The sequence below is a fragment of the Brevundimonas sp. genome (assembly GCF_047617075.1).
GTDB lineage: Bacteria > Pseudomonadota > Alphaproteobacteria > Caulobacterales > Caulobacteraceae > Brevundimonas.
Genome location: NZ_JBLGCI010000011.1, coordinates 63,633 through 90,579, shown reverse-complemented (window position 1 = coordinate 90,579; position 26,947 = coordinate 63,633). Strand labels below are relative to the sequence as shown.

Annotated in this window: 25 protein-coding genes and 1 tRNA gene; 5 read left to right on the top strand and 21 right to left on the bottom strand. The window is 67.9% G+C overall.

Annotation, left to right across the window (positions count from 1 at the left end; translation table 11 throughout):
* The 10 genes from ACI8U3_RS11940 to ACI8U3_RS11895 all read right to left on the bottom strand — a co-directional run.
* On the bottom strand, positions 1-2,114 hold a 2,114-nt coding region (locus tag ACI8U3_RS11940), incomplete at its 3' end, for a calcium-binding protein (RefSeq protein ID WP_415015098.1).
* Between the two features lie 283 nt (positions 2,115-2,397).
* On the bottom strand, positions 2,398-2,895 hold the full coding sequence (locus ACI8U3_RS11935; RefSeq protein ID WP_415015097.1) for a hypothetical protein: 498 nt from the start codon (positions 2,893-2,895) through the stop codon (positions 2,398-2,400).
* Positions 2,896-2,956: 61 nt separating this feature from the next.
* Positions 2,957-4,372, bottom strand: coding sequence for an NAD(P)(+) transhydrogenase (Re/Si-specific) subunit beta (locus tag ACI8U3_RS11930; RefSeq protein WP_415015096.1), 1,416 nt, complete (start codon positions 4,370-4,372; stop codon positions 2,957-2,959).
* Positions 4,373-4,394: 22 nt separating this feature from the next.
* Entirely contained in the window at positions 4,395-4,757 is a 363-nt protein-coding gene (locus ACI8U3_RS11925) for a hypothetical protein (RefSeq protein WP_415015095.1), read from the bottom strand.
* Complete coding sequence (locus tag ACI8U3_RS11920) at positions 4,754-5,047, bottom strand: hypothetical protein (protein WP_415015094.1); 294 nt, start codon at positions 5,045-5,047, stop codon at positions 4,754-4,756. The genes ACI8U3_RS11925 and ACI8U3_RS11920 overlap by 4 nt, the downstream gene beginning before the upstream one ends.
* Positions 5,044-5,361, bottom strand: coding sequence for an NAD(P) transhydrogenase subunit alpha (locus ACI8U3_RS11915; RefSeq protein WP_021698104.1), 318 nt, complete (start codon positions 5,359-5,361; stop codon positions 5,044-5,046). Before ACI8U3_RS11915 ends, ACI8U3_RS11920 begins: the two co-directional genes overlap by 4 nt.
* Positions 5,362-5,790, bottom strand: coding sequence for a hypothetical protein (locus ACI8U3_RS11910; protein ID WP_415015093.1), 429 nt, complete (start codon positions 5,788-5,790; stop codon positions 5,362-5,364).
* 47 nt (positions 5,791-5,837) lie between these two features.
* Positions 5,838-6,971, bottom strand: a complete 1,134-nt coding sequence (locus tag ACI8U3_RS11905; protein WP_415015092.1) for a Re/Si-specific NAD(P)(+) transhydrogenase subunit alpha — start codon at positions 6,969-6,971, stop codon at positions 5,838-5,840.
* An 87-nt stretch (positions 6,972-7,058) separates the two neighbouring features.
* Entirely contained in the window at positions 7,059-7,316 is a 258-nt protein-coding gene (locus tag ACI8U3_RS11900) for an aa3-type cytochrome c oxidase subunit IV (protein WP_415015091.1), read from the bottom strand.
* A 79-nt stretch (positions 7,317-7,395) separates the two neighbouring features.
* Positions 7,396-9,198 (bottom strand): M3 family oligoendopeptidase, encoded by a 1,803-nt coding sequence (locus ACI8U3_RS11895; RefSeq protein ID WP_415015090.1) that lies wholly within the window; start codon positions 9,196-9,198, stop codon positions 7,396-7,398.
* 83 nt (positions 9,199-9,281) lie between these two features.
* Between ACI8U3_RS11895 and ACI8U3_RS11890 the strand changes: the two genes are divergently transcribed.
* From ACI8U3_RS11890 to ACI8U3_RS11880, 3 genes are all read left to right on the top strand, one after another.
* Positions 9,282-11,045 (top strand): DUF4153 domain-containing protein, encoded by a 1,764-nt coding sequence (locus ACI8U3_RS11890; protein WP_415015089.1) that lies wholly within the window; start codon positions 9,282-9,284, stop codon positions 11,043-11,045.
* A 98-nt stretch (positions 11,046-11,143) separates the two neighbouring features.
* The gene (locus ACI8U3_RS11885; RefSeq protein ID WP_415015088.1) at positions 11,144-12,595 is read left to right on the top strand and encodes a sigma-54-dependent transcriptional regulator; all 1,452 of its coding nucleotides are present in this window, start codon (positions 11,144-11,146) and stop codon (positions 12,593-12,595) included.
* Positions 12,596-12,759: 164 nt separating this feature from the next.
* Entirely contained in the window at positions 12,760-15,453 is a 2,694-nt protein-coding gene (locus ACI8U3_RS11880) for a TonB-dependent receptor (RefSeq protein WP_415015087.1), read from the top strand.
* 19 nt (positions 15,454-15,472) lie between these two features.
* Here the strand turns inward: ACI8U3_RS11880 and ACI8U3_RS11875 are convergent, their stop codons facing one another.
* The 4 genes from ACI8U3_RS11875 to ACI8U3_RS11860 form a co-directional block, all read right to left on the bottom strand.
* Complete coding sequence (locus tag ACI8U3_RS11875; protein ID WP_415015099.1) at positions 15,473-15,685, bottom strand: hypothetical protein; 213 nt, start codon at positions 15,683-15,685, stop codon at positions 15,473-15,475.
* Positions 15,686-15,893: 208 nt separating this feature from the next.
* On the bottom strand, positions 15,894-16,166 hold the full coding sequence (locus ACI8U3_RS11870; protein WP_415015086.1) for a DUF2312 domain-containing protein: 273 nt from the start codon (positions 16,164-16,166) through the stop codon (positions 15,894-15,896).
* A gap of 282 nt (positions 16,167-16,448) precedes the next feature.
* Positions 16,449-16,574, bottom strand: a complete 126-nt coding sequence (gene ykgO, locus ACI8U3_RS11865) for a type B 50S ribosomal protein L36 (RefSeq protein ID WP_292103933.1) — start codon at positions 16,572-16,574, stop codon at positions 16,449-16,451.
* Between the two features lie 210 nt (positions 16,575-16,784).
* Positions 16,785-16,860: transfer RNA gene (locus ACI8U3_RS11860), tRNA-Cys, on the bottom strand.
* Positions 16,861-17,019: 159 nt separating this feature from the next.
* Between ACI8U3_RS11860 and ACI8U3_RS11855 the strand changes: the two genes are divergently transcribed.
* Both ACI8U3_RS11855 and ACI8U3_RS11850 read left to right on the top strand, forming a co-directional pair.
* The gene (locus tag ACI8U3_RS11855) at positions 17,020-18,279 is read left to right on the top strand and encodes a lytic murein transglycosylase (protein WP_415015085.1); all 1,260 of its coding nucleotides are present in this window, start codon (positions 17,020-17,022) and stop codon (positions 18,277-18,279) included.
* Positions 18,280-18,321: 42 nt separating this feature from the next.
* Complete coding sequence (locus ACI8U3_RS11850) at positions 18,322-19,428, top strand: hypothetical protein (RefSeq protein ID WP_415015084.1); 1,107 nt, start codon at positions 18,322-18,324, stop codon at positions 19,426-19,428.
* Between the two features lie 238 nt (positions 19,429-19,666).
* Here ACI8U3_RS11850 and leuB read toward each other — a convergent pair whose 3' ends face one another.
* Genes leuB through ilvG form a run of 7 tightly spaced genes read right to left on the bottom strand, consistent with a single transcriptional unit; the run spans position 19,667 to position 26,946 of the window.
* Positions 19,667-20,767 carry a 3-isopropylmalate dehydrogenase gene (gene leuB, locus ACI8U3_RS11845; protein ID WP_415015083.1) on the bottom strand — a complete coding sequence of 367 codons (1,101 nt, stop codon included), beginning with the start codon at positions 20,765-20,767 and terminating at the stop codon, positions 19,667-19,669.
* Positions 20,767-21,354, bottom strand: coding sequence for a 3-isopropylmalate dehydratase small subunit (gene leuD, locus ACI8U3_RS11840; protein ID WP_415015082.1), 588 nt, complete (start codon positions 21,352-21,354; stop codon positions 20,767-20,769). The genes leuB and leuD overlap by 1 nt, the downstream gene beginning before the upstream one ends.
* Positions 21,354-22,811 carry a 3-isopropylmalate dehydratase large subunit gene (leuC, locus tag ACI8U3_RS11835; RefSeq protein WP_415015081.1) on the bottom strand — a complete coding sequence of 486 codons (1,458 nt, stop codon included), beginning with the start codon at positions 22,809-22,811 and terminating at the stop codon, positions 21,354-21,356. The genes leuD and leuC overlap by 1 nt, the downstream gene beginning before the upstream one ends.
* Complete coding sequence (locus tag ACI8U3_RS11830; RefSeq protein ID WP_415015080.1) at positions 22,804-23,760, bottom strand: branched-chain amino acid transaminase; 957 nt, start codon at positions 23,758-23,760, stop codon at positions 22,804-22,806. The genes leuC and ACI8U3_RS11830 overlap by 8 nt, the downstream gene beginning before the upstream one ends.
* Positions 23,744-24,991, bottom strand: a complete 1,248-nt coding sequence (locus tag ACI8U3_RS11825) for a 2-isopropylmalate synthase (protein ID WP_415015079.1) — start codon at positions 24,989-24,991, stop codon at positions 23,744-23,746. The genes ACI8U3_RS11830 and ACI8U3_RS11825 overlap by 17 nt, the downstream gene beginning before the upstream one ends.
* Positions 24,991-25,242 carry an ACT domain-containing protein gene (locus tag ACI8U3_RS11820; protein WP_415015078.1) on the bottom strand — a complete coding sequence of 84 codons (252 nt, stop codon included), beginning with the start codon at positions 25,240-25,242 and terminating at the stop codon, positions 24,991-24,993. The genes ACI8U3_RS11825 and ACI8U3_RS11820 overlap by 1 nt, the downstream gene beginning before the upstream one ends.
* A complete protein-coding gene (gene ilvG, locus ACI8U3_RS11815) occupies positions 25,243-26,946 on the bottom strand; it encodes an acetolactate synthase 2 catalytic subunit (protein ID WP_415015077.1) in 1,704 nt (567 codons plus the stop codon). It lies immediately after the preceding gene.
* Between the last annotated feature and the right edge of the window lies 1 nt (position 26,947).

The following is a 26,947-nucleotide window of genomic DNA, read 5'->3' as shown; positions in this document are numbered from 1 at the left end:
TCGATGACCACGTCCCGGGCATGGTCCACATGGTAGATGTCGTCGCCCGCGCCGCCGGCCATGGTGTCGATGCCGCCGCCCCCGTTGATGACGTTGGCGCCGCTGTTGCCGGTGAGGATATTGTGGGCCGCATTGCCGATCAGGTTCACGTTGCGGTCGCCCAGCAGCGTGGCGGCCTCGATGGACTGTCCGTTCAGGTCGAAGCTGACGGTGGAATGGACCAGGTCGTAGCCCTCGCCGCCGCGCTCGATGACCACGTCATCGGCGCTGTCCACATGATAGGTGTCGGCGCCGGCCCCGCCCATCATGATGTCGTCGCCCAAGCCGCCGATCAGGGTGTCGTTGCCGGTTCCGCCATCCAGAACGTCGTCTCCAATATCGCCGATAACGGTGTCATCACCGCCGCCGCCCTCTAGACGCGAACCGCGCAGCTCATCCGACACGATGGGAGCGTCTGAAAGCGAAATCTGAAGCGTATACTTTGTCCCGGTTATCAATCCGAGCGGGTAACCAGTGTTGACAACCACGTAGTAAACACCTGGCTGGGAAAACGTGTGTTCTATGAACGGATCCCGTGACGCGGAGCTACCTGGGTCGACAATCCAGTTATCGTTCTGAGTGACAGCGTTGCCCTCAGCGTCGTAAATCGTGAGGTTTAGGTCAGCTCCTCCAAATACACGGTCGATATCGAAAACACCGACCGCTCCCGCCTCGTTTACAACGAAGCGAAAATACTCTGACTTGCCGCTCGTTTCCGCCGAAATCGATACATGCGGGATCGTGGTCGAGTTTTCGATGTCCAGGTTTTCCACGATCCCGAACAGGTTGGAGACATCGACCGCGTCGCTGAAGGAATTGTTCCGCAAGGTTTCCGGTTTGAACAGCACGGCGGGATTTTCAGCAAAGTAGGCTTTGCCTCGCAGGACGTCGTTGAACTCGCTACCCCGCAGATTTTCGACAGACAACAGGGTATCGAGACCACCCCCGCCAGTATTCTGAGCGACCGAAACCCGCAGATCGACGGTCACCCCTGAAAGACTGTTTTCGTAACTTGCAAGATCCAGGTGAGAGCCGCCGTGGAGCAGCTCGTCACCGGCGCCGCTGATCAGGGTGTCGTTTCCGTTGCCTCCGTAAATCAGGTTGGCCGCGGCCCCGCCGTCGAGATGGTCATTTCCGTCACCGCCGTAAAACGTTTCCGAGCCCGCCCCGCCAAGGAGGACGTCGTCACCCGCGCCGCCGTCGACCTGTCCCGATATCTCGCCGAGTTGACCATCATATGTGTCGTCGCCAGCGTCCATGTACACGAAGCCATCAATGACACCCTCGTTGATTGGGGTGTCGATTGTCTCGCCCTCAAGTACGACATCCCCATTCATCTGCCCCCGGTTAAGAATATCCAGGATCGCCTTGTCGCTTTTACCCGCACTTTTGATGGCGAAATAACCAGTAATCTCCCCTTCGTTGACGATGGAGGTGACGCCGCTGAGGGGAGCCATTGCGATAGCCATGGCATTTGGGCTGCCATCCAGCTTTTCAGCCCGGATCACTCCCGAATTGTACAGGCTGCTGTCGCCATAGTTGAGCGCGACCGCAACGCTGGTGTGGGAACCGGCGACGAGGATGTCCCCCGTATTGTGTATGGTGGAGCTCATCAGGGTGCTGATCCCGGCGGTGAGATCGCCTTGAACGTCGATCAGGCCATGATTCACAATGTCCCCGCTGAGACTCCTGAATCCCGTCGCGTCGCCCTCTGCTCTGACAATTAACTCGCCGAGATTCTCGAAGCGGAATGAGTGATAGTTCGTGCCGCTGATTCCAATGGCGCCCCCGTCCTGTGCTTCGATGCGCATCAGACCGGCATTATGGATCACCGTGCCCTCAGATGATGCGGGCATCGGCCTGAATGCGATCAGAAAGGAAAGCGTTTGATTGCTGGTGACCAGTTCCAGGGAACCGTAGTTGGTCAGTGACGGATAAGGGCCCGACGGCGTGGCCGGCGGATACGGTGGCGGGCCGCCGTACACGTGAAGGGGGGGCTCCAGCCAGATGGCGATATATGGGTCATCGTCAACGGTGCTCACATACCGACGGACTTCGCCTTCCTCGATCACCATCGAGGTGTTTGTCTCATGCCACGGCATCGTATCCCCCATCAGCACGGAGAGTCGCCGACCGCCTGAGAAGAGCCCTCACGGCCCTCCGCCTCACCGATGAAAGCTACGCTATTCACGTCAGGCGGGTAGGAAAAGGCCAAAGTCGCGCTACAGAACAGGACTGCGCAGTTTTACGCCCGTCATTGCTCTTGGGCGCGACGGTCAACCCAGTCGATTGCCCTTCGGTGTCCAGGGCGCTTCACAGCACCGAAACCCACGGCGCGCGCCTCGGCCTCGACCCCGGTCAGGCCCCCGGCTCGGCGTGCCCCACCCTCGCCATGCCCGGCGTCGGCACGCGATCCGCCGGACTGGCCGCTGCGCGGCACCGATGGTCGACCCGCGCCTCGCAAAGCCCGCTGGCCGTCCAGTAGTATTGGATGCGCGGAAAGCCGTCATCTTGGGGGATGACCCGCGCCAGGGTGACCGGCTCGCCGTCCCCGCCCGTACAGGCGCTTCGCCCCGCCGCCGCCGCGCGCCCCTCGACCGCGCACCAGGCATGAGCGCCTCGCGCCTCGACCGCCGTCTCCAGGAACACCGCCGTCAGCATGGCGGCCGGAACCGTCAGCACCAGCCCGGCCAGCACCGGTTTCCATCGCCTCCTCGACGCGCCCCAGGCGAACAACGCCAGCCCGGCCACGATCACCGCCGCGAGCACCCCGAACGCCCACACCACGTCAGCCGACGGCGCACGCGTCCACACCGCCCACTCGGCGTCGCTCAGTTTCAGCCAGTCCTGAAGCACGTCGCCCCCTCCCGAACGGAGGCGATAGCACGGTTATGCGATCAAACGCGTGACCGGGGGGTCACAGCCCCTTCACGATCCCTTCCACCATCTTCTTGGCGTCGGCGAACAGCATCATGGTGTTGTCGCGGAAGAACAGCTCGTTCTCGACCCCGGCGTAGCCCGCCGACATGCCGCGCTTGACGAACAGCACCGTGCCGGCCTTCTCCACGTCCAGGATGGGCATGCCGAAGATGGGGCTGGCCGGATCGGTCTTGGCGGCCGGGTTGGTCACGTCGTTGGCGCCGATGACGAAGGCCACGTCGCAGCTCGAGAACTCGCTGTTGATGTCCTCCAGCTCGAACACCTCGTCATAGGGCACGTTGGCCTCGGCCAGCAGCACGTTCATGTGCCCCGGCATGCGGCCGGCCACGGGGTGGATGGCGTATTTCACCTCCACGCCCTCCTCCTTCAGCTTGTCGGCCATTTCGCGCAGGGCGTGCTGGGCCTGGGCCACGGCCATGCCGTAGCCGGGCACGATGATGACCTTGGACGCGTTCTTCATGATGAAGGCCGCGTCGTCGGCCGAGCCCTGCTTGACCGGTCGCGTCTCCACATGGCCGGCGCCGGCCGCCGCCGTATCACCGCCGAAGCCGCCCAGGATGACGCTGATGAAGCTGCGGTTCATGCCCTTGCACATGATGTAACTGAGGATCGCGCCGGAGCTGCCCACCAGGGCGCCGGTGATGATCAGGGCGATGTTTTCCAGCGTGAAGCCCAGCGCCGCCGCCGCCCAGCCGGAGTAGCTGTTCAGCATGGACACAACCACCGGCATGTCCGCCCCGCCGATGGGGATGATCAGGGTCGCGCCCAGGATCAGCGCGATCACGAACACGCCCCAGAAGGCCCACACCGCCGTGCCGCCCGTGGCGATCAGCACGCCGATCAGGACCACCAGCCCCGCCGCCAGCCCGATGTTGATCAGGTGCCGCGCGGGCAGCAGGATCGGCGCGCCCGACATGTTGCCGTTCAGCTTGGCGAAGGCGATCACCGAGCCGGTGAAGGTGATGGCGCCGATGGCCAGGCCCAGCCCCAGCTCGATGATGGACAGGGTCTTGATGCCCCCCGCCCCGTCGTCGATGCCGAAGGCCACGGGCGCATAGACCGCACCCACCGCCACCAGACAGGCGGCCATGCCCACCAGGCTGTGGAACGCCGCCACCAGCTGCGGCATGGAGGTCATGGGCACACGCCGGGCGATCACCGCGCCCAGCCCGCCGCCGACCACGACGCCGCCCGCGATCAGCGCCAGCGTCAGCCCGTCCAGCGCCTGCGTCCCCCACAGGGTCAGCAGGGTCACGCCGATGGCCAGCCCCATGCCCACCATGCCGAAGGTGTTGCCCCGGCGGCTGGTCTCCGGGCTCGACAGCCCGCGCAGGGACAGGATGAACAGGACGCCGGCCGCCAGATAGGCCAGGGCTGCGATGGATGCGTTCATGACGGCGTCCCCCTCATTCGTCTCAGTAGATTTCCACCCGCGCCGGTTCGGCGGGGTCGTTGGTTCCGGCGGCGGTGGGCGTTCCGTCCTTGACCAGGGCGAAGCCCACCGGCCCCTCGCCGCCCGTCTTGGTCAGGCTGCACCACGCCCGGTAGGTGGGCAAACGTCCGGCCGCGCGGCCCTCGCCGTCCAGATCAAAGCGGTTCACCGGCCCCGTGCCCGGAATCTGGTGCGACGGGAACCCGCAGTTCAGGGTCCAGCTGGCGCCGCCCGGAGCGGCCACGGCGAAGTGCGCGCCTTCATAGCCCTCGCCGGTCTGGCGGGTGCTCTGGGCCTGGGCTGCGCCGGCGATGGCCAGCACCGTGATGAACAACGCAACTCTCATTGATCCTCCGAATTCGTCATCTGACCGGTTCGCTTCAGCCGCCACAGGGCGGCGGCGATGAACAAAGGCGCCACCACCACCAGCAGCCAGTCGAACCACGTCATGGCCCGCTCCTGGATCAGCACCCGCACGATGATGGACGAGAACACCAGCACCATGCCGGCGTCGTGAAACCGCATCTTGGCGATGGGATTCTTCTGACCCAGCCAGCCATAGATCCACAGGCCGACGCCCAGACCCGTGGCGACCCACGAGCCCGTCGCGGCCACCTGGGCCGCGTCGCCGGTCAAGCCTTCTTTTCCTTCTTCCGGTACATGGCCAGCATGCGCCGTGTGACCATGAAGCCGCCGAAGATGTTGACGCTGGCCAGTGTCACGGCCGCCACGCCGGCGCCCTTGGCGATCCAGCCATTGACGCCGGACGCCTCCGACACGGCCGCCGCGGCGATCAGCCCGCCCACGATGATGACCGAGGAAATGGCGTTGGTGACCGCCATCAGCGGCGTATGCAGCGCCGGCGTCACGCTCCAGACCACATAGTAGCCGACGAAGATCGCCAGCACGAAGATGGCCAGGCGGAAGACGGTGGGATCGACGTGTTCCATCTATCGAGTCCTCTGTTGATTATGCGGCGCGGCCGGGTCGTCCTGGGGTTCCAGTCCCAGCCGGCGGGCGAGCGTGACCGCCGCCATGAGCGCGCCGACAAGAAGCAACATGGCAGCGCCGGGGTGCATCCAGAACGCCACGAGCGCAGCGACCACAAGCAAGGCGCAAACGAGCGTATGGCCCGGAAAGAATCGGATCGCGTCCATGGGCGAGGCTTCCGGTCCCGGCCCCGTGGGTTCCTGCCAGCGGTTGACCGTGCGCTCGACCTTCCTGGCTGGGCGGGAAAAACGATAGGCGAGGCTGGCGATCAAAAGACCGAAAGCAGCGCCGGTCAGCAGGCCCGCTTGCTGTTGCTCCAGAAGCCCTTTGAGGCTCGGCGTTGGATAAGCCTCCAGCAGGGGCGTCCAGAGGTTGTCGAGGAACAGCAACAGGACGAGTCCATAGATCACGACCTCAAGAAGCGTCCAAAACCTCTTCACCCCTTCACCCCCTCATGCACCACGGCCCCGCCGTGGGTGACGACGGCGGCCTTGAGGATCTCGTCCTCCAGGTCCAGGGCCAGCACCTCGTCCTTCACCAGCAGTCCGGTGAAGGCCAGAAGGTTCTTGGCATAGAGCGACGAGGCGTCCGCCGCGATGCGGCCGGGCAGGTTGGACCAGCCGACGATGCTGACGCCGCCCGCGGTCTTCACAACCTCGCCGGGCTTGGAGCCCTCCACATTGCCGCCCGCCTCCACCGCCAGGTCCACCAGCACCGAACCGGGCTTCATGGAGGCCACATGGGCGGCCGAGATCAGCCGGGGCGCAGGGCGGCCGGGGATCAGGGCGGTGGTGATGACCACGTCCTGTTTGGTGATGTGGGTGGCGGTCAGCTCGGCCTGCTTGGCCTGATACTCCGCCGACATCTGTTTGGCGTAGCCGCCCGCGGTCTCGGCGGCCTTGAACTCCTCGTCCTCCACCGCCACGAATTTGGCGCCCAGGCTCTCCACCTGCTCCTTGGCGGCGGGGCGAACGTCGGTGGCGCTGACCACCGCGCCCAGACGCCGCGCCGTGGCGATGGCCTGCAGCCCCGCCACGCCCGCGCCCATGACGAACACCTTGGCCGGCGCGACCGTGCCCGCCGCCGTCATCATCATGGGAAAGGCGCGGCCGTATGTGTGGGCCGCCTCGATCACCGCCCGGTATCCGGCCAGATTGGCCTGGGACGACAGGGCGTCCATCACCTGGGCCCGGCTGATCCGGGGCACGAACTCCATGGCGAAGGCGGTGACGTTCGCCTTGGCCAGCGCCTGAACCGTGTCTTTCTCGCGGTACGCGTCCAGCAGGGCCACCACGATGGCGCCGGGCTTGAGCGCGCTGATTTCCTGCGCCGTGGGGCCGCGCACCTTCAGCAGGATGTCCGCCTTGGACAACACCGCGCCGGAGTCCTTGGAGACCTTGGCGCCTGCGGCCTCATAGTCGGCGTCGGGAATGGACGAGCCCAGACCGGCGCCGGCCTCGACCAGCACCGAGGCGCCGAGCGCGGTCAGCTTCTTCACCGTATCCGGTGTTGCGGCGGTGCGCGGTTCGCCTTCACGGCGTTCGCGCGTCACGGCTATGGCGACGGCCAAGCGAATCCCCCTGCCTGTTGTTTCAGAGCAGTGGACCGTAGGACGTTTCAGAAAGGCCCGTAAAGGTCGGGCCGGCCAGAAAAACTGTTAGTGATCAGCAGGCTTGCTGCGCAGGAACCACCAGCCGGCGACGGCCAGCACCACCGCGGCGATCAGGGCGGGGAAGAAGCCGCCGTTAGGCATGAACCACATGGTGAAGAACAGCACAGCCACCGCAACGGCCAGCGAGCCCCACTTGGTCAGGAAGTTGAACAGATGCCAGGTGGCCACCTGCTCGCTGATTTCCTGCGAGCCCTTCAGATAGGCTTCGGCGTCGTGATCGGCTTCGTGCGTGTCGGCGGCCATGCGATGATCTTTCGAAGGCAAACGAGAATCTGGAGGCCCTTATACCGAGGGCGGCGCGCGGCTCAAGCGCGGTGTGTCGTCACGCCACCGCCTCGAACTCGTCGATCAGACGCTCCAGCCGCCGGCAGCCCACGGCCCAGAACGCCGGGTCGCGCGGGTTCAGGCCGAAGGGCTTGAGCGCCTCGACGTAGGTCTTTGTCCCGCCCCCGGCCAGCAACTCGCGGTACAGCGGCGCGAAGCCGTCCGGATCCTCGCGCCGCTTCTCCATCAGGGCGGCCACCAGCAGGTCCCCGAACGCATAGGCGTAAACATAGAAGGGCGAGTGCACGAAGTGGCTCACATAGGCCCACCAGTGCTCGTATCCATCGTTGAGCTTGACCGCCGGGCCCAGGCTGGCGCCCATCTCCTCCATCCAGATCTCGCCGATGCGGGCGACAGACACCTCGCCCTGCGCCCGCTCGTCGTGGAAGCGCGTCTCGAAGCGGTGGAAGGCGATCTGGCGCACCACGGTGTTCAGCCCGTCCTCGATGCGCCCGGCCAGCAGGCCGCGCTTTTCCGTCTCCGGCGCCGTGGCCAGCAGCCGATCGAATGTCAGGCCCTCGGCGAAGATGGACGCCGTCTCGGCCAGGGTCAGGGGCGTGTCGGCCAGAAGGGTGCCCTGATCCGCCGCCAAGGTCTGGTGCACCCCGTGGCCCAGTTCGTGGGCCAGGGTCAGCACGTCGCGCCGCTCGCCCATCCAGTTCAGGAACACATAGGGGTGCCGGTCCGCCGTCACCGGGTGCGCATAGGCGCCGGACTGCTTGCCCGCCCGCGCCCGCCCGTCGATCCACGGATTATCGAAGAAGGCCTTGGCCCGGTCGCCGAACTCGGCGCCCAGATCATTGAAGCTGTCCAGCACCATGGCCCGCCCCTGACCCCAGTCGAAGCCGCGCGGGGCGGTGGTCTCGATGGGCGCGTTTCGGTCCCACTGGTTCAGCTGCTTCAGGCCCATGGCCTTGGCCTTCAGCGCATAATAGCGGTGCGACAGGCGCGGATAGGCCTCGGCCACCGCATCGGCCATGGCGTCCACCGCCTCGCCGTCCACCTCGTTCATCAGATGCTTGGACTGGGCCGGGTACGAGAATTTGCGCCAGCGGTCCTCCAGCGCCTTTTCCTGGGCCACGGTGTTCAGCACCAGCGACATGGTGGACGCCTTCGCGGCCAGGGCGTCGTTCAGCCCCTCGGCCGCCGCCTTGCGCCGGTCCGCCTTGGGATCAGACAGCCGGTTCAGCGCCTCGGCAAGGGTCAGTTCGTCCTTGCCGGCCTTCACCCGCAGGGCGGCCAGGGTCTCGTCGAACAGGCGCGGCCACTGCATGGCGGCGGGCATGCGCTCGGCGATGAACCGCTCCAGCTCGGGCGACAGCTCGTGGGGCTTGTTGGCCCGCACCCGGCGCAGCCACGGCCGCCAGCGCGCGGCGCCTTCGTGGGCGCTCAGCGCCGCCTCGATCTCGGCCTCCTCCAGACGGTTGATCTCCAGCGTCAGCCACAGGGTCTCGGCGGCGATGGTGGTCACCTTCTGGCGGATGTCCGCCTCGAACCCCTGCGCGGCGCCGTCCTCGCGGTTGGTGGACGCGGCCAGAAAGGCGTAGGCCCCCAGCGCGCCCAGATGGTTGGACGCCTGTTCATAGGCCGTGATCGCCTTGTCGAGCCGCTGGCCCAGCGTCGCCGCATCAGCCCGCGCGGCCTCAAGCTGGCCTTCCAGCGCGTTCAGCTCGGCCACCGCCTTGCGGCCGGCCTCCAGATCCGCCGCCACCCGATCGTCCGCAGGCGAGGCGTAGAGGTCTGACAGGTCCCAGAGGGGGGCTTCGTTCGGGGCCACATCGGGCTTGAAGGGGGCGTTCATGGCTCAAGGTGTGGGGTCGCGGACGGCGCGGCGCAACCGCGTTCGCGTCAATCCCCTTCCGCTTCGATCCGATTTCAGGCCACATGCGCCCGAAAGACGAGGACGACGTCATGACCATCTTCGGCGCCAACGAGACCGCGGACCGCGAGCCGGACCACCGGCGCCTGGGCTGGATCCGTCTGGCCATCGGCCTGATTCAGGGCGCGGCCCTGCTGGGGCTCTATCTCGCGATTGAACACCGGTCGTGGCCCGCCACCGTCCCCGGCCTGTTCGCGCCGCTGGTGCTGATCTTCGCCTGGCTGCCCGTCGTCCTGCTGGGCGCCGTCGGCCGGATGCGGCTTCGGACCCTCGTGATCTGGGGTTTGACGGCGGCGGCGCTTCTGGCGCTCATGGGCTGGTGGAGCGTGATCTGGGGCGTGCGGCCCAATGGCCTCAACGAGCCCCTGGCCTCGCCCGTCGTCTTCGCGGCCTCGGCGGTCATGCTGTTCATCGCGCACCACCTGATCCTGCCCGCCGACCGGGCGCGGCGGTGGCTCGCGCCTTATCCCGCCTATTTCGACACGGCGTGGAAGGCGGGGGTGCAGTTGGCCCTGTCGGTCGCCTTCACCGGCGCCTTCTGGCTGCTCCTGTTCCTGGGCGCCGGGCTGTTCAGCGTCATCGGGCTGGATTTCCTGCGCGAGCTGCTGGGTCAGGAATGGTTCTCCATCCCCGTCACCACCCTGGCCTTTTCCGCCGCCGTCCACCTGACCGATGTGAAGGACGGCCTGATCCGGGGCGTGCGGACCGTGGCCCTGATGCTGCTGTCCTGGCTGATGCCGGTGATGGCGCTGATCACCGCCGCCTTCATTCTGGTCCTGCCCTTCGCGGGCGTCGGCCGGTTGTGGGACGAGGGCTATGGCACGAGCCTGATGCTGTCGGCGGCGGCGGCCCTGATCATCCTCATCAACGCCGCCTATCAGGACGGCGAGCCTGGCAGCGCGCCCAATGTGGTGCTGCGGTGGGCGGCGCGGATCGCGGGGATACTGCTGGTTCCCCTGATCGGCCTGGCGTTGTGGGGCATAGCCCTGCGCATCGGCCAGCACGGCCTGACGCCCGAACGCATCATCGCCGCCGCCTGCGTGCTGGTGGGCGCCGTCCACGCCGTGGGCTACGCCTTCGCCGCCGTGAAGCCGGGCCCGTGGATGCGCCCGCTGGAGCGCACCAACGTCATCGGCGGCGTGGTCGCCGTCGCCGCCATCCTGGCCCTGTTCACCCCCCTCGCCGACCCGGCCCGCCTCTCTGTCGCCGACCAGATGCGCCGGCTCGAGACCGGCCGGGTGTCGGCCGAGGCGTTCGACTACGCCTTCCTGCGCTTCGACGCGGGCCGTTCGGGCTTGCAGGCGCTGGATCGTCTGGTCGCCTCCGACAATCCCGAAATCGCCCGCCGGGCCGGTGAGGCGAAAGCGGCGGAGAACCGCTACATGGTCGATCAGCCGGAGCCGGAGCGGACGATCGACGTCGTGCCCGGCTCCGACTCTGTGCCCGACGGCTTCCTGACCGCGGCTCCAGGCGACCTGCGAGCAACGTGCCGGAACGAGGGCGACTGCCTCGCCGCCGCCAGCGATCTGGACGGCGACGGACAGATAGAATGGCTCGTGGCCAACGCGCATCGGCTGGCGGTCTATCAGCAAGCCGACGACGGCTGGCGCGAGATCGGCGGCTACAACGTCAACCTCTGCGCTCCACGCGGGCACGACGCGCGTGACCTGCTGCGGGAGGGGCTGACGTTTGCGCCCTCGCCCCTGCCGGACCTGAGCGTCGGGGATACGCGTGTCCCCCTGACGCCGAACACGGACTGCCCCGCTTAAACCCGATCTTCACCCCCTTCGGCCTAAAACCGTCCCGAAACGAGCCAGTCCCGATCAATGAGGACCGGCCGTGCGGTTGATGATGAAGGGTGGCTCCCATGGCCAAGACGGTGCTGGTCGTCGATGACGACCCGACCCAGCGCAGGCTGGTGCAGGCGGTTCTGGACCGCGAAGGCTACAACGTCGTCCACGCCGAAAACGGCGGCGAGGCCATCGACCGCATGACCAAGGGCGGCGGCGCCGACGTGGTCCTGCTGGACATGGTCATGCCCGGCCTGTCGGGCATGGAGACCCTGGCCGAGATGCGCACCGCGGGCGTGCGCGCCCCGGTGATCATCCTGACGGCATCCGGCGGCATCGACACCGTGGTCAAGGCCATGCAGGCCGGCGCCCAGGACTTCTTCGTCAAGCCCGCCAGCCCCGAACGCATCCTCATCTCCATCCGCAACGCCCTGCAGATGGGCGATCTGGTCGCCGAGGTGGGCCGGGTGAAGCGTCAGGTCTCGGGCCGCACCTCCTTCGACGATCTGGTGGGCGACAGCGCCCCCATGCGCATGGTCAAGTCGCTGGGCGCCCGCGCGGCGAAATCCAACATTCCCGTCCTGATCACCGGCGAAAGCGGCGTCGGCAAGGAAGTCATCGCCCGCGCCCTGCACGGCGCCAGCGACCGCGCCGGCAAGCCCTTCGTGGCGGTGAACTGCGGCGCCCTGCCGGCCAACCTGATCGAATCCATCCTGTTCGGCCACGAGAAGGGCGCCTTCACCGGCGCGGTGGACAAGACCCTGGGCAAGTTCCGCGAGGCCGACGGCGGCACCCTGTTCCTGGACGAGATCGGCGAACTGCCGCTGGACATGCAGGTCAAGCTGCTGCGCGCGCTGCAGGAAAGCGAGATCGACCCGGTGGGCGCCAAGCGCCCGGTCAAGGTGGACGTGCGCATCGTCTCGGCCACCAACCGCGACCCGGAGGCCCATGTGAAGGCCGGCATGTTCAGGGAAGACCTGTTCTATCGCCTCAACGTCTTCCCCATCGAGGCCCCCGCCCTGCGCGCCCGGCGCGAGGACATCCCGGCCCTGATCGACCACTTCATCGCTCGCTTCAACGCCGAGGAAGGCAAGCGGGTGGCCGGCGCCGCGCCCGACACCCTGGCCCTGCTGACCGCCTTCGAGTGGCCCGGCAACGTGCGTCAGCTGGAAAACGCAGTGTACCGCGCCATCGTCCTGGCCGACGGCCCGTGGCTGCAGCCGCACGACTTCCCCGCCATTTCCGGCGTCGCCGCGCCCATGCCGGAGGCGGACGCCGCGCCTGACGCGCCCCGCGCCGAGCATGCCCTGTCCGACCTGGCCCTGCCCGACGCGCCGGTGCGCATCATCGACGACAAGGGCCACCTGCGCACGCTGGAAGACATCGAGCGCGACCTGATCCAGCACGCCATCGAGGTCTATGCCGGCCACATGTCCGAGATCGCCCGACGCCTCGGCATCGGACGCTCCACGCTTTATCGAAAAGTCCGCGAACAGGGCCTCGAGGACGTGCTGAAACAGGCCGGCTGAGTGCGGCTTGCGGGCCACAGCCATGACGACAAAGCGATTATCGAAAACAACCGCGACGGAAATGTCGTGACTGCGCGTTAGACGGTTCAGTGAACGACGGGGGCGTCGGACAAAGGCTCTGCCAAGAAGCCCGCCCCCCGCGCCTCCCCAGACCGGATACGCCCATGTCTCTCTCGACCACCGCCCTGACCGGGCTGGCCGCGCTGCTCATTCAATCCGCCGACGTGCCCCAGGGCTCGATCGCGGTTCAGGACCCGCCGGGTGAGGACGCCTGGACCGACGAGGACGGCGTCACGTCCGTCTCAGAGGTGGTCATCACCGCCGCTCGCCGCCGGGGCGACGTGGATACCGACATACCGCCCGAGCTGGAGCTGGAGGCTGCCGACATCCAGGCCTACGGAGCCTCGGACATCTCCCAGCTGCTGGAATTCCTAGAGCCGGTCACCGCCAGCTCGCGTGGCGGCCCGCCGGTGTTCCTGGTCAACGGTCGTCGCATCTCCGGCTTCCGCGAGATTCGCGGCCTGCCGTCCGAGGCTATTGAGCGAGTTCAGGTTCTGCCCGAGGAAGTGGCGCTGCAGTTCGGCTATCGCGCCGACCAGCGGGTGGTGAACTTCATTCTCAAGGATCCCTTCCGCTCGGTGACCACCGAGGTGGAGGTTCGCGGCCCCACCGCCGGAGGCCGCTCGGGCTATGAGGTCGAGGCCGACATTCTACGCATCGATGGCGACAACCGCTGGTCCTTCGATATCGAGCACGAGCGCGACACCGCCCTGTTCGAGACGGAGCGCGACATCGTGCGCGAGCCCGGCTCCACCCCATATGACCTGATCGGCAACGTCACCGCGCCCATGTTCGGCGACGAGATCGACCCGGTGTTCTCAGGCCTCGTCGGCGAGACCGCCACCCTCGCCCCGGTTCCCGGATCGGGAACCAGCCTGGCCGATTTCGCGGATGCCTACGGCCCGGCCCGCGTCGGGGCCTTGCGCGACTGGCGCACCCTTCAGCCTGAATCCGAACAGACCGAGATCTCCGCCACCCTCAAGCGGGGCCTGCCCGGCGACATTCAGGCCACCCTCAGCGCAGAGCTCCAGGATTCCAGCAGCGAGCGCTTCAATGGTCTGCCCGGGCTGGCCCTGACCGTGCCCTCGGGCGTCGGCGGATCGCCCTTCTCCGACGACGTGACCCTGTACCGCTTTCTGGACGCGCCCGAGGCCCTGTCGTCGCGCACCGACAGCCTTCAGGGGGAACTGGGCGTTCTGCTCGACGGCTTCATCGGCGACGACTGGCGCTGGAGCGTGAACGGCGAATACACCCGCAACGAGACCGACACCTTCACCGGCCGGGGCTTCTCCACCGAGGCCTATCAGGACCGGCTGGACGCGGGCGACCTCACCGCCGCCCCCTTCGGCCCACTGACCGGGGCCGATTTCAACCGCCTGCCCGACGATCTGGCGAACTCGGTCTCGAGCCGCTACAGCGCCGAGGCGGTCTTCAACGGCCCGCTGACCGAGCTGCCCGCCGGCGACCTGCGCTCCACCTTCACCCTCGGCGCCGACCGCCAGACGCTTGAGTCATGGTCCCTGCGCTCTGGCATTGAGACCGAGCGCGAACTGTCCCGCGACCGCCTGAACGCCCAGACCAGCTTCGACATTCCCCTGTTCGAGATGGACGACGAGAACCCATCCCTGCTGGGCGACCTGGCCCTCAATCTGAACGCCGGCTACGAGGACGTGTCGGACTTCGGCGGCCTCGACACCCTGGGCCTCAATGTCAACTGGAGCCCGCGCGAGCGGCTGTCCTTCTCGCTGGGCCACACGCGTCAGGATCAGGCGCCCAGCATCGCCCAGCTGAATGATCCGGTCATCGCCACGCCCAACACGGCGGTGTTCGACTTCTCCACCGGCGAAACGGTGCTGGTCACCCGCACCACAGGCGGCAATCCCGATCTGAACGCCGCGAACCGTTCGGTCTGGAGCGCGGGCGTCAACTGGCAGCCGCTGGAGGACGAGAACCTGCGCATCAGGTCCACCTGGACCGGCACCCGCATCGAGAACGAGGTCAACGGATTCCCCGCCGTGACCGCTGCGCTGGAAAACGCCCTGCCGGACCGCTTCACCCGCGACGGCGATGGAACCCTGCTGGCCATCGACGCCCGGCCGATCAATTTCGCCGAGGTGGAGCGCCAGGATCTGCGCACCGGCTTCACCTTCTCGCGCACCTTCGGTCAGCCGGATGAACCCCGACAGGGTGGGCGCGGCCAGCGCGGCGAAGGCGGCGGCGCGCGCGGTCCCCGTGCGGACGGACCGCCCCCCGGTGGCGGCGGTCGCATGCGCGGCGGTGGGGGCCGCGGCGGCGGCCGGGGCGGCATGCAGCCCGGCCAGGGCCGCTTCAACATCTCGCTGTTCCACACCTGGCGCATCCAGGACGAAATCCTGATCGCCCCCGGCCTGCCCGTGCTGGACCTGCTGAACGGCGACGCTACCGACGCCGGCGGCGGCAGCCCCCGCCACCAGATTCAGGCCCAGGGCGGCGTGTTCAAGGACGGCATGGGCGTGTTCGTCAACGCCACCTGGCGTGAGGGCACCGAGGTCAACGGCGGAACCGGCCCGGACCTGATCTTTGACGACCGCGCCACGGTGAACGTCAACGCCTTCATGGACCTGGGCGCCCGCGAGGGTCTGGTGGCGCGCTGGCCGTGGCTGGAGGGGTCGCGCCTCAATCTGCGGGTCTCGAACCTGTTCGACTCCGACACCCAGGTGGTCGCCAGCGACGGAACCACCCCCCTGAACTACCAGCCCGACTTCCTTGATCCGGAGGGGCGCACCGTCAGCCTGACGTTCAGAAAGATCCTGTTCTGACCTGAGGAGGGGAAGGCTATCAGCCCTTCCCCTCTCCCTTGGCCTTCTTCGTGATCTCTTTCAGCTTGCGCGCCTGCATGGCCGACAATGACTGGCCCGGCGCGCCCTTTTCGGGATCGCCGAAGGCGCGGCCATAGGTCTTCACCCGGTCGGAAACGGAGCCGAGGAATTCATCCTCCCAGTCGGACAGCTGCACCCCGGCCTTGTCGGCGGCGCGGCGGGCGCGCTTCAGGGCGTTGAGCGCGGATCGCTGTGCGGCCTTCTTCGCCGCCTCGTAAGGCGAGTCCTTTTGCGCGTTACCGCCCTTCGGGCTGCTTGAGCTCTTTTTTAGCGCGCTACCGCCCTTCGGGCTGCTTGAGCGCATGTTTGCCGCTCTACCGCCCTTCGGGCTGCTTGAGCGCAGTCCGCCGTCCTTGCGTCCGAAACCGGACCGCTTCAGCTCAGATCTCGCCGAGGGCGGAGAGATAGAGGTCCAGAATGGCCTCTTCCTCCTGGCGCTTGGCCTTGTCCAGCTTGCGGATGCGGATGACCTTGCGCAGGGTCTTCACGTCATAACCCTCGCCCTTGGCCTCGGCGAAGACCTCCTTCATGTCGCCCATGATCGCCTGCTTGTCCTCCTCCAGACGCTCCAGGCGCTCAATGATGGTGCGCAGGCGGCCCTGAGCCGAGGCGTTCAGGACGTCGGGGTTGGCGAAGGCGGCGTCGTCGGCCATGGGAAGTCCTTTTTAGGCGCTATCGCTCGGGACGCGGTCCCTCGCTGCTTGAGCGCGGTTTGTGTCGGTGCGCCATCGCTCGGGACGCGGTCCCTCGCGGCCTGAGCGCGTTCGAGTGGTTACCACGGGAGTTACCGTCGAGGCGGCGCCGGCTCAACGGCGCACGCGAAAAAGGCCACGGACAAACGTCCATGGCCTGTGGATCATTCCGCCGCTCAACGTGCCCGACGCGCCCTCAAGCGGAGAGCGCCCGCGACGCGAGCGATAGGGCGCTAGAAAGCCTTAGCCCTGCTTCGCCTTGAAGCGCGGGTCGGTCTTGTTGATCACATAGACGACGCCCTTGCGGCGCACGATCTTGCAGTCACGGTGGCGCGACTTCAGCGACTTCAGCGAGCTACGGACCTTCATGGTCTCTATCCTTCGGAGCGCGCCGCAAGGCGATCTCGGGCGCGATACAAAATGAAACGCCGCAAGCGGACCTGCGGCGGGGAGACGGGCCTATAGGTCAGCCGCCCCTGCCCTGTCAACGGGAAAGCGCCATCAAGCAGCGAGCGATAGGGCAAGAATGACTGCCCTCAACAAGCGAGGCTCCGCGAGCCGAGCGTTAGGGCGAAAATATGGAGGCCTGGCCTCCGATTCGAACGGAGGGTCTGCGGATTTGCGGTCCGCCGCGTATCCTCTCCGCCACCAGGCCGCATCGAGGCGGCGGCATTGATGGCACGCGCCGGTTAACAGAGCCCAAGCGTCGCCCCCTGATCCGTGTCCGCCAGGAGGCGAAAGTACGGCGGAACCGTGCTCTCCTTTCGCGCGCTTGTGATTGCGAGTGACAGGCGGGACGCGGTAGGCTGGCATGATGAAAATTCGCCTTGTCCTCATTGGCCTGACGGCCGCCTGCGCACCCCTGATCCCGGAGCCCCCGCGCGGCGGACCAGCAGAGGCTGCGTCGGCGACGGCGGTGGCGACATCAGCCGCCGCGATCCAGCCGGTTCCCTACGAGGATCAGTCCTTCGAGGGCTGGAAGCAGGGCTTCCTGGCCCGTCATGGCGGGGCCAACCGCGCCGCTTTCGAGCGCGAGCTGGCCGGCCTGTCGCCCGACCCCAGCGTGGTGCGTCTGGACGGCAACCAGCCCGAGTTCAGCCGCCCGGTCGGCGCCTATGTGCAGAACGCCGTCAGCGCCCAGCGCATCGCCGAGGGCCGTGATCGCCTGATGTCCGCACCCGCCGCCGCCGAGCAACGCTACGGCGTGCCGCGTGAGGTTCTGGTGGGCATCTGGGCCCAGGAAAGCGCCTTCGGCCAGGTTCAGGGCGACCACGACGTGATCCGCTCCCTGGCCACCCTCGCCCACGACGGCCGCCGCCGCGACTGGGCCGAAGGTCAGCTCAAGGAAGCCCTGACCATCATCGTCGAGGGTCGCGCGCCCCGCGAACGGCTGAAGGGATCCTGGGCCGGCGCCATGGGCCAGAGCCAGTTCATGCCCGACAACTATCGCCGTCTGGCCGTGGACGGCGACGGCGACGGCGTCGTGGACATCTGGGGTTCTTCAGCCGACGCCCTGACGTCGGCCGCCCACCTGCTGGAGGACGCGGGTTGGAAGCGCGACCAGCGCTGGCATTATGAAGTGACCCTGCCCCAGGGCTTCGACTACGCCCTGGCCGAGGGCGAGCGCCAGCCGTGGTCCTACTGGGCCCAGCGCGGCGTGGTGCTGGCGCGCGGCGGCGCCCCCAGCGCGGCCGAACAGGCCGAAGGCGCGACCATCCTTTTGCCGCAAGGCGCCAATGGCCCGGCCTTCCTGGCCCTGCCCAACCACTATGTGATCCGCCGCTACAACAACTCGGTGGCCTACGCCCTGGCCATCGGCATGACCGCCGACGGCATCGCGGGCCGGCCTGGTTTGGTCGCCGCCTGGCCGGACGAGGCGCCCCTGTCGCGAGACCAGCGCCTGGGCGCCCAGAGGGCTCTGGCCGCCGCTGGTTTCGATCCGGGCGGAATCGACGGCATCGTCGGCTCGGGCACCCGCCGCGCCCTGCGCGGATGGCAGCAGGCCAACGGCCTGACGCCCGACGGCCACCTGACCGCCGCCCTTGCCGACCGCCTCATCGCCGAACAGCGATAACCCGCTTGCCGGACCGGTCAAACACCGGCAGGACGAGCGGCGATGAGCGACCGTTCCATCCGAAATCTGGCCAACCTTCAGGCATTCGGCTCTACCTCGCGGGTGCTGAATCTGCTGGCCGTCTGGCGCCGCCATGGCCGCACGGACGAGTGGCGCGATAAACCGCTGTTCCAGACCCCCGCGCTGAATCAGGGGCTGATCATCAAGCATCGGCTGCGACGGGACGAGGTGGACTTGTTCCACACCTGGCGCCAGTCCGCCACCAAGGTCATCCTGCCGCTGGATCTGGACGACCTGCGCCTGGGCGGGCGGTTCATCTTCATCGGCCAGCGCAATTTCGACCGGGCCCTGCGCGAGTATTTCGGCGTCTCCGTGGTCGACCAGGATCTGGAGACCCTGCGACTGATCGATCAGTTGCCGTCGCTGGATCCGTTCCTGCTGCGTGAGCAGGTCAAGCGCGGGGGTCTGGACGTGGCCCGGTGCTATTTCGAACTGACCGAAGGCGACATGAAGCGCATGTTCGGCTTCGTGGAATCCCAGATCGCGCCTCTGGTGGCCATGAGCATGAAGACCGAGGCCTCGCGCGGTCAGGCCCGGGCCACCGCCAATCTGGTCTCCAAGATCCTGTCCAACAACGACGGCGCCGCCATGCAGCCCTTGGGCGACACGCTCCAGCTGGCGCCCGAGCAGTACGCCGAGGGCGTGTTCTGCTGGAAAGGGTTCCTCTACTACAAATGGTCTGCCGCCACGGTGCTGAAGGAAGCGCGCGCCGTGGCCGACGCCATCGCCACGATGCAGCCTGCCGGGCCGCTGGACACGGAGTCCCGCCTCTATATCGAGCGCGGTCGTCAGGTTCTGAGGCGCAAGATCCTCAGCACCTGCGAGACGGCGATCGAGGCGTTGAAGGTCTATGACCGCGCTTACGCCAGCCTGACCCAGGACGGTCGCCCCACCGCCTTTCGCGAGTTCCTGCTGGACGCCCCGCGCATGTTCACCCGTCTGGGAGAGCAGGTCGGCGCCGTGCGTCACATCGTCAGCTTCTGGAATTTCCGCTTCGCCCCCGGCGCGCCACGCGTTTCGGTGGAGGAACTGATCGACATCTTCATGGATTTCGAAACCAGCCTCGCCTCCCGCGACACCGCCGCGTAACAAAGGCTAGGGCCCAGCAACGCCCTCAAGCCGCGAGCGTCCGCGACGCAAGCATAGGGTCAGCATAACGCCCTCAAGCAGCGAGCCGCCGCGCGGCGAGCGATAGGGCCCCAATAAAGAAACCCCTGCCGGCGGCTCAGGGAACCGGCAGGGGCTTCACCACCACGCATCGGCATTGGGGGCGACGATGCGTGACGCCTTCGCGATCCCGTGGGGCGGGGCGCGAAACCGGGATGTCTCAGGCCCAGTGCATCTGGACCCGGTGGGCGGCGGCCCAGTGGATGGCGCGAATGGCGTCACAGATGGCTTCGCCCGCCGCGCGGCAACCCAGCTCTCCGCCCAGGTCCGTGGTCACGGCGCCGGACGCCAGCACCGCCGCCACCGCCGCCTCGATGGCGTCGGCCTCGTCCTCCAGCTTCAGGGAGTGGCGCAGCATCAGGGCGGAGGACAGAACCATGCCTACGGGATTGGCCTTGTCCTGACCGGCGATGTCCGGCGCCGAGCCGTGGATGGGCTCGAACAGCCCCGGCCCCTCGGTCCCCAGCGAGGCCGACGGCAGCAGGCCGATGGACCCGCCCAGCACCGAGATCTCGTCCGACAGGATGTCGCCGAACATGTTCTCGGTCAGGATCACGTCATACTCGCGCGGCTTGCGGATCAGGTGCATGGCCATGGAGTCCACCAGGGCGTGCTCCAGGGTGATGTCGGGGTATTCCTCCGCGTGGACGCGGGTGACCACCTCGCGCCACAGGCGGCTGGTCTCCATGACGTTGGCCTTGTCCACCGACGTAACCTTGCCCCGCCGCTGCCGGGCGGTCTGGAAAGCGGCGCGGGCCACCCGCTCGATCTCCTCCACCGAATAGACGCACAGGTCAGACGCCGAGGTCTTGGTGCGGGTCTTTTCGCCGAAATAGATGCCGCCGGTCAGTTCCCGGAACACGATCAGGTCCACGCCCTCGACGATCTCCTTCTTCAGGGGCGAGCGGTGGGCCAGCACCGGCGAAACCTGCAAGGGCCGCAGGTTGGCGTACAGGCCCATGGCCTTGCGGATTCCCAGCAGGCCCTCTTCGGGGCGTCGCTTGCCGCTGTCCCACTTGGGTCCGCCCACGGCGCCCAGCAGCACCGCGTCGGCGGCCATGCAGGCGTCGCGGGTTTCATCCGGCAGGGGCTCGCCGGTCGCATCGATGGCCGCGCCGCCGATCAGGTGCTCCTGATAGTTGAAGCGATGGCCGTAGAAGTCGCCGATGCAGTCCAGCACGTCGCGGGCGACCGCCGCCACCTCGGGGCCGACCCCGTCTCCGGGCAGAACGACGATGGAGTGTTCCTGAAAGGGGGGCATTACGCGGTTTCCTGTTGTCGGCGTTCAAAGGCTTCGATGTCGGGCAGTCGGGCGGTCAGCCAGCCCATGGCGTCCACTCCGTCCAGAAGGCACTGGCGGGCGAAGGCTTCCACCCGGAAGGGCGTCGGTTCGGCGTTGCCCCGGCGGATGGTTTGGGCCTCAAGGTCGATGGTCACCGGCTGGTCCGGATGGGCGGCCAGATCGTCCCACACCGCCTGGCTGACCACGATGGGCAAGAGGCCGTTCTTCAGGGCGTTGGAGGTGAAGATGTCGGCGATGGAGGTGGAGACCACCGCCCGGAAGCCATAATCCAGCAGGGCCCAGGGCGCGTGCTCCCGCGACGAGCCGCAGGCGAAATTGTCCCCCGCGATCAGGATGCGGTTCGCGGTGGGATCGATGCGGTTCAGCACCGCCTCGGGCTTGACCGCGCCGTCCGCCTCATAGCGCCAGTCGTGGAAGGCGTGCGCGCCCAGCCCCGCGCGGGTGGTGGTGGTCAGGAACCGGCCCGGAATGATCTGGTCCGTGTCGATGTTGGACTGGGTGAACACGACCGTACCGGAAGTCAGCGTCTTCAAGGGCTCAGGCATCACATTTCCCCTACCGGCTCGCGCGCGGCGCTCGCCTGCTTGAGGGGCGCAGCCTCCCCCATGAACACCCGCGGGTCGGTCAGCACGCCCATGACCGCGCTGGCGGCGGCGGTGGCCGGGCTGGCCAGGATGGTGCGCGCGCCCGGTCCCTGACGCCCTTCGAAATTGCGGTTGGAGGTGGACACCGCCAGCTGGCCCGGTCCCACCATGTCGCCGTTCATGGCCAGACACATGGAGCAGCCGGGGATGCGCCATTCGGCCCCCGCCTCTGTGAACACCGTGTGCAGGCCCTCCGCCTCAGCGTCACGGCGCACGGCCTCGGAGCCCGGCACCACCAGCACCCGCACCCCCGCCTTGACCCGGCGGCCGCGCAATATGTCGGCGGCGGCGCGCAGGTCGGGCAGACGCCCGTTGGTGCAGCTGCCGATGAACACCACGTCCACCGGATAGTCGGTGGTCGCTCGCCCGGCCTCAAAGCCCATATAGGCCAGCGCCTTGCGGTCGTTGTCGGATCTGGGTTCAGGCGTGGGCGCGCCGATGGCCGCTCCCGCATCCGGCGTGGTGCCCCAGGTGGCCATGGGCCGGATGGCGGCGCCGTCCAGCCGGACTTCCTTGTCGAACACCGCGCCGGGGTCCGACGCCAGGCTCAGCCAGTCCGCCGCCGCTCGCTCGAACGCCTCGCCCTGCGGCGCATGACGACGACCGCGCAGCCACTCGACGGTCGCCTGATCCGGGGCGATCATGCCCGCCCGGGCGCCCGCCTCGATGGACATGTTGCACAGGGTCATGCGCCCTTCCATGTCCAGCGACCGGATGACCTCGCCCGCATATTCGATGACGTAGCCCGTGCCCCCGCCGAACCCCAGGGCGGCGATCACCGCCAGGGCCACGTCCTTGCCAGACACACCCGGCGCCAGCGCTCCATCCACGGTCACGCGCAGGGTTTTCGCCTTGCGCTGCAACAGGCACTGGGTGGCCAGCACATGGCCCACCTCGGAGGTGCCGATGCCGAAGGCCAGCGCCCCGAAGGCGCCGTGGGTGGCCGTGTGGCTGTCGCCGCAGACCACGGTCATGCCCGGCTGGGTCAGGCCCAGTTCTGGCCCCATCACATGCACCACGCCCCGCTGATCCGAATCCCATCCGGCCAGAGACACGCCATGGCGCGCACAGTTCCGCTCCAGCGTCTCCACCTGCGCCTTGCTTGCGGGGGTGTAGTAGGGCCGCTCTCCGTCCGGACCGGCCGGCAGGGTCGGGGTCGAGTGGTCCAGGGTGGCGAAGGTGCGGTCCGGGCGGCGCACCTTCAGGCCCCGCCGCTCGATCTCGGCGAAGGCCTGCGGGCTCGTCACCTCGTGCACCAGATGCAGGTCCACATACAGAACCGCGGGCGTCTCCGCCGTCTCGGGCGAGACCACGTGCCGGTCCCAGACCTTTTCATACAGAGTGCGGGGCTCAGGCATATTCCACCGCCTTCTCCGTAGCCGCGCCTTCGTAGATCGGCTCCAGCCAGCCGTGGCGGTCCGGCGTGTCGCCGGTGAACAGGCCCCGGAAGGCCGCGTTCAGCGCCTTGGTCACCGGGCCCGGTCCGTTCGCGCGCGTGGCGATCCCGTCCACCGAGCGCACCGGCGTGATCTCCGCCGCCGTGCCGGTCATGAAGATCTCGTCGGCCAGGTACAGCATCTCGCGCGGCAGGCTCTGCTCCACAACCTCGAGGCCCTGATCGCGGGCCAGTTGCATGACCGTGTCGCGGGTGATGCCCATCAGGATCGAGGACGCCGCCGTGGGGGTCAGGATGCGGCCCTCGCGTACGATGAACAGGTTCTCGCCGGCGCCTTCGGACAGGCGCCCGTCCACGCCCAGCCCGATGCCCTCGCCAAAGCCGCCGACCCGCGCCTCGCGCCCGATCAGATAGGACGACAGATAGTTGCCTCCCGCCTTGGCCCCGGTCGGCACCGTGTTGGGCGCCGCGCGCTGCCAGGACGAGACGCAGGCGTCCACGCCTTTCTCCAGCGCTTCGTCGCCCAGATAGGCGCCCCAGGGAAAGGCGGCGATGGTCACGTCCACCTGCGGCCTGGCCGGGGTCACCCCCATGCCGCACTCGCCCAGAAAGGCGATGGGCCGCAGATAGGCGCCCTTCAGGCCGTTGGCGCGCACGACGGCCTTGCAGGCGTCCAGCACCTCGGCCTCGGTGTAGGGCAGCGCGAAGTGATAGATGCGCGCGCTGTCGAACAGGCGGCGCACATGGTCGGTCAGGCGAAACCCGCGCGGGCCGTCGGGCGTGTCATAGACCCGTATCCCTTCGAACACCGAGGTGCCGTAGTGCAGGGCGTGGCTCATCACATGGACCTTCGCGTCGGCCCAGGGCGTCATCTCGCCGTTCATCCAGATGTAGTCAGCCAGCGGCGGCATAGGCGGGTCTTTCCTGTCGGTCGGCGGCGGCGGCGATGATGGCCGTCAGCTCCGTGTCGTTGATCTCGCCGATCTCGTCGGCGCGGCGCTTGAAGCCGGCGAACACCTCGGCCAGCACGCCTCCGGTCAGGTCGTGGCCCAGCACGGCGGCGCGCTTGGCCACCGCGTGGCGGCCCGAGTGTTTGCCCAGCACGAAGAAGCTGCCCTCGAAGCCCACGTCCTCGGGACGCATGATCTCGTAGGTGCGCGCGTCGGCCATCATGCCGTGCTGGTGAATGCCGGCCTCGTGGGCGAAGGCGTTGATGCCCACGATGGCCTTGTTGCGCACCACCGGGCTCTCGGTGATCTCGCACAGCAGGCGGCTGGTGCGCACCAGATGGCGGCAGTCCACCCCGGTGGTCACGTCATAGCGGTCCGCGCGGGTGCGCAGGGCCATGATGACTTCCTCCAGCGAGGCGTTGCCCGCCCGCTCGCCGATGCCGTTGATGGCCCCTTCCACCTGACGCGCCCCGGCCTCCACCGCCGCCAGGGAGTTGGCCACGGCCAGCCCCAGATCGTCGTGGCAGTGGGCCGAGAAGACGGCGTTCGGATGCTTCGGGCGGATGCGCGCGATCAGGTCCGCATAGCGGGCCAGCACCTCGTCCGGCGTGGCGTAGCCCACGGTGTCCGGCACGTTCAGGGTCTGGGCGCCGGCGTCGGCGGCGGCCTCCATCACCTCGGCCAGAAACGCCGGCTCGGTGCGGAAGGCGTCCTCGGCGGAGAACTCCACGTCGTCAAACAGGGTGCGGGCGTAGGCCACCGAACGCACGGCGGCGGCCAGCACCTCGTCGGTGCTCATGCGCAGCTTGGCCGATCGGTGGATGGGGCTGGTCCCCAGGAAGATGTGGCAGCGGCGGTGGGTCTTCGGCGCGGGCGACAGGGCGCGGTAGGCCGCATTGATGTCCGCCTCGGTGGACCGGGACAGCGAGCAGAACACCGGCCCCTCGATCTCCCCGGCCACGCGGCGCATGGCTTCCTCGTCACCGGGCGAGGCGGCGGCGAAACCGGACTCGATCACATCGACGCCCAGGTCCCGCAGGGCGGCGGCCATGCGCAGCTTGCCCTGGGCGGTCATGGAGAAACCGGGCGCCTGTTCGCCGTCGCGCATGGTCGTGTCGAACACGATGACGCGGTTGGGGTCCGAGGCCGCCAGCTCGGCAGTGCGCGATACGGGTCTTGATACGTCAGCCATCACGCGGCCTCCGACTGCATGACGGCCGCGTCGATGCGGCTGACGCCGATCAGTCGATCAATCTGGCGGCGCAGGATCTGGGAACAACGGGTGTCGTCACGCCCGCGTACCGTGATGGCGGCGCGGCGCATGATCCCTTCATCGGTCAAGGTCAGGCCGTCGATATGAAAACCCCGGCGCTCCACCAGCCCGATGAGACGTTGCAGCGAGCCGTCGGCCCGGTCGATGTGGATGTGAATGGTGTCGCTCATCTAGGCGCCCTCCATCATTTCTGCGTTTGACTTGCCCGGCGGCACCAGCGGCCAGACGTTCTGTTTCGGATCGATCACCACATGCGCGAGGCAGGGGCCGGGCGCGTCCAGCAGGCGCTGGATCCCGGCGGAGACCTCCTCGCGCCGGCTAATTCGGAAGGCCTCGACTCCGAAGGCCTGGGCCACCGCCACGAAATCCGGGTTGTCCGACAGATCGACCTCGGAATAGTTCTCCCCGAAGAACAGGGACTGCCACTGGCGCACCAGGCCCAGCGAGGCGTTGTCCAGCAGGACGATCTTCAGGGGCACGCCGTAGCGGCGCAGGGTGGCCAGCTCCTGGATGTTCATCATGAAGCCGCCGTCCCCGGCGATGGTCACCACCTGGGCGTCCGGGCGCGCCAGCTTGGCGCCCAGACCGGCGGGCAGGCCGAAGCCCATGGCCCCCAGACCGCCCGAGGTCAGATGCGCCTCGGGCCGCGAGAACCGGCAATGCTGGGCCGCCCACATCTGGTGCTGGCCCACGTCACAGGCGGCCACGAAATCGTCACCCGCGCGCTCGGACAGCTCCTTCAGCAGGGCCGGCGCATAGACGCCCTCGCCCGGCGCGTCATAGCGGGGGGCGTGGCGCTGGGCCCGGGCCATGCAGCGCATGATCCACGGATCGATCGCCAGCGGTCCCGGATCGGTGGCCGCCAGGCTCGCCGTCAGGTCGCCGACCACCGCCACGGTCGCCGCGCGCAGCTTGGAGATTTCCGCCGGGTCGATGTCGTAGTGGACGATGCGGGCGTGGGGCGCGAACTCGGCCAGCTTGCCCGTGGCCCGGTCATCAAACCGCGCGCCCAGCACCACCAGCAGATCGGATTCCTGCACCGCCTCGTTCGCCGCGCGGGCGCCGTGCATGCCGATCATGCCCAGGAAGCCGCTGGCGCCCGTGGGAATCGTGCCCAGGGCGTTCAGCGTGGCCACCGCCGGGATGCCGGTACGCGCGAAGAAGGCGCGCAGTTCATCCACCGCCCCGGCGATCTTGATCCCCCCGCCCACGTACAGGACCGGGCGCTCGGCGGTGCGGATGGCGGCCTCGGCCTCGCGGATGGCGGCATGGTCCGCCGCCTCCACCGGGTCGTTGAAGATCGGCGCGGCGAAGGGCTGGGCCACCTCGGCGAACTGGATGTCCTTGGGCAGGTCGATCAGGACCGGACCGGGCCGGCCCTCCTTCGCCACCCGGAACGCCTCGGCCACCACCGAGGGGATGTGGGCGGCGTCGCGCACGATCCAGCTGTGCTTCACGATGGGCAGGGTGCAGCCCAGGATGTCGATCTCCTGGAACGAGTCCGTGCCCATCAGGCCGGTGGCCACATTGCCGGTGATGCAGACCATCGGCACCGAATCCATCATGGCGTTGGCGATGCCGGTGATCAGATTGGTGGCGCCGGGACCCGAGGTGGCCATGCACACCCCGACCTTGCCGGACGCCCGGGCATAGGCGTCGGCGGCGAAGGCGGCGCCCTGCTCATGGCGCACCAGAATGTGGCGCAGGGACGAGCCGGTCAGGGCGTCATAGACCGGCATGATCGCCCCGCCCGGATAGCCGAACAGCACATCCACGCCCATCGCCTCCAGGCTGGAGACGAGCAGGCGCGCGCCCGTCATCCCGGCCTCTTGGGGGGCGGCGGCGGCGGTCTGTTTCAGGGCGGCGGCGGTCATG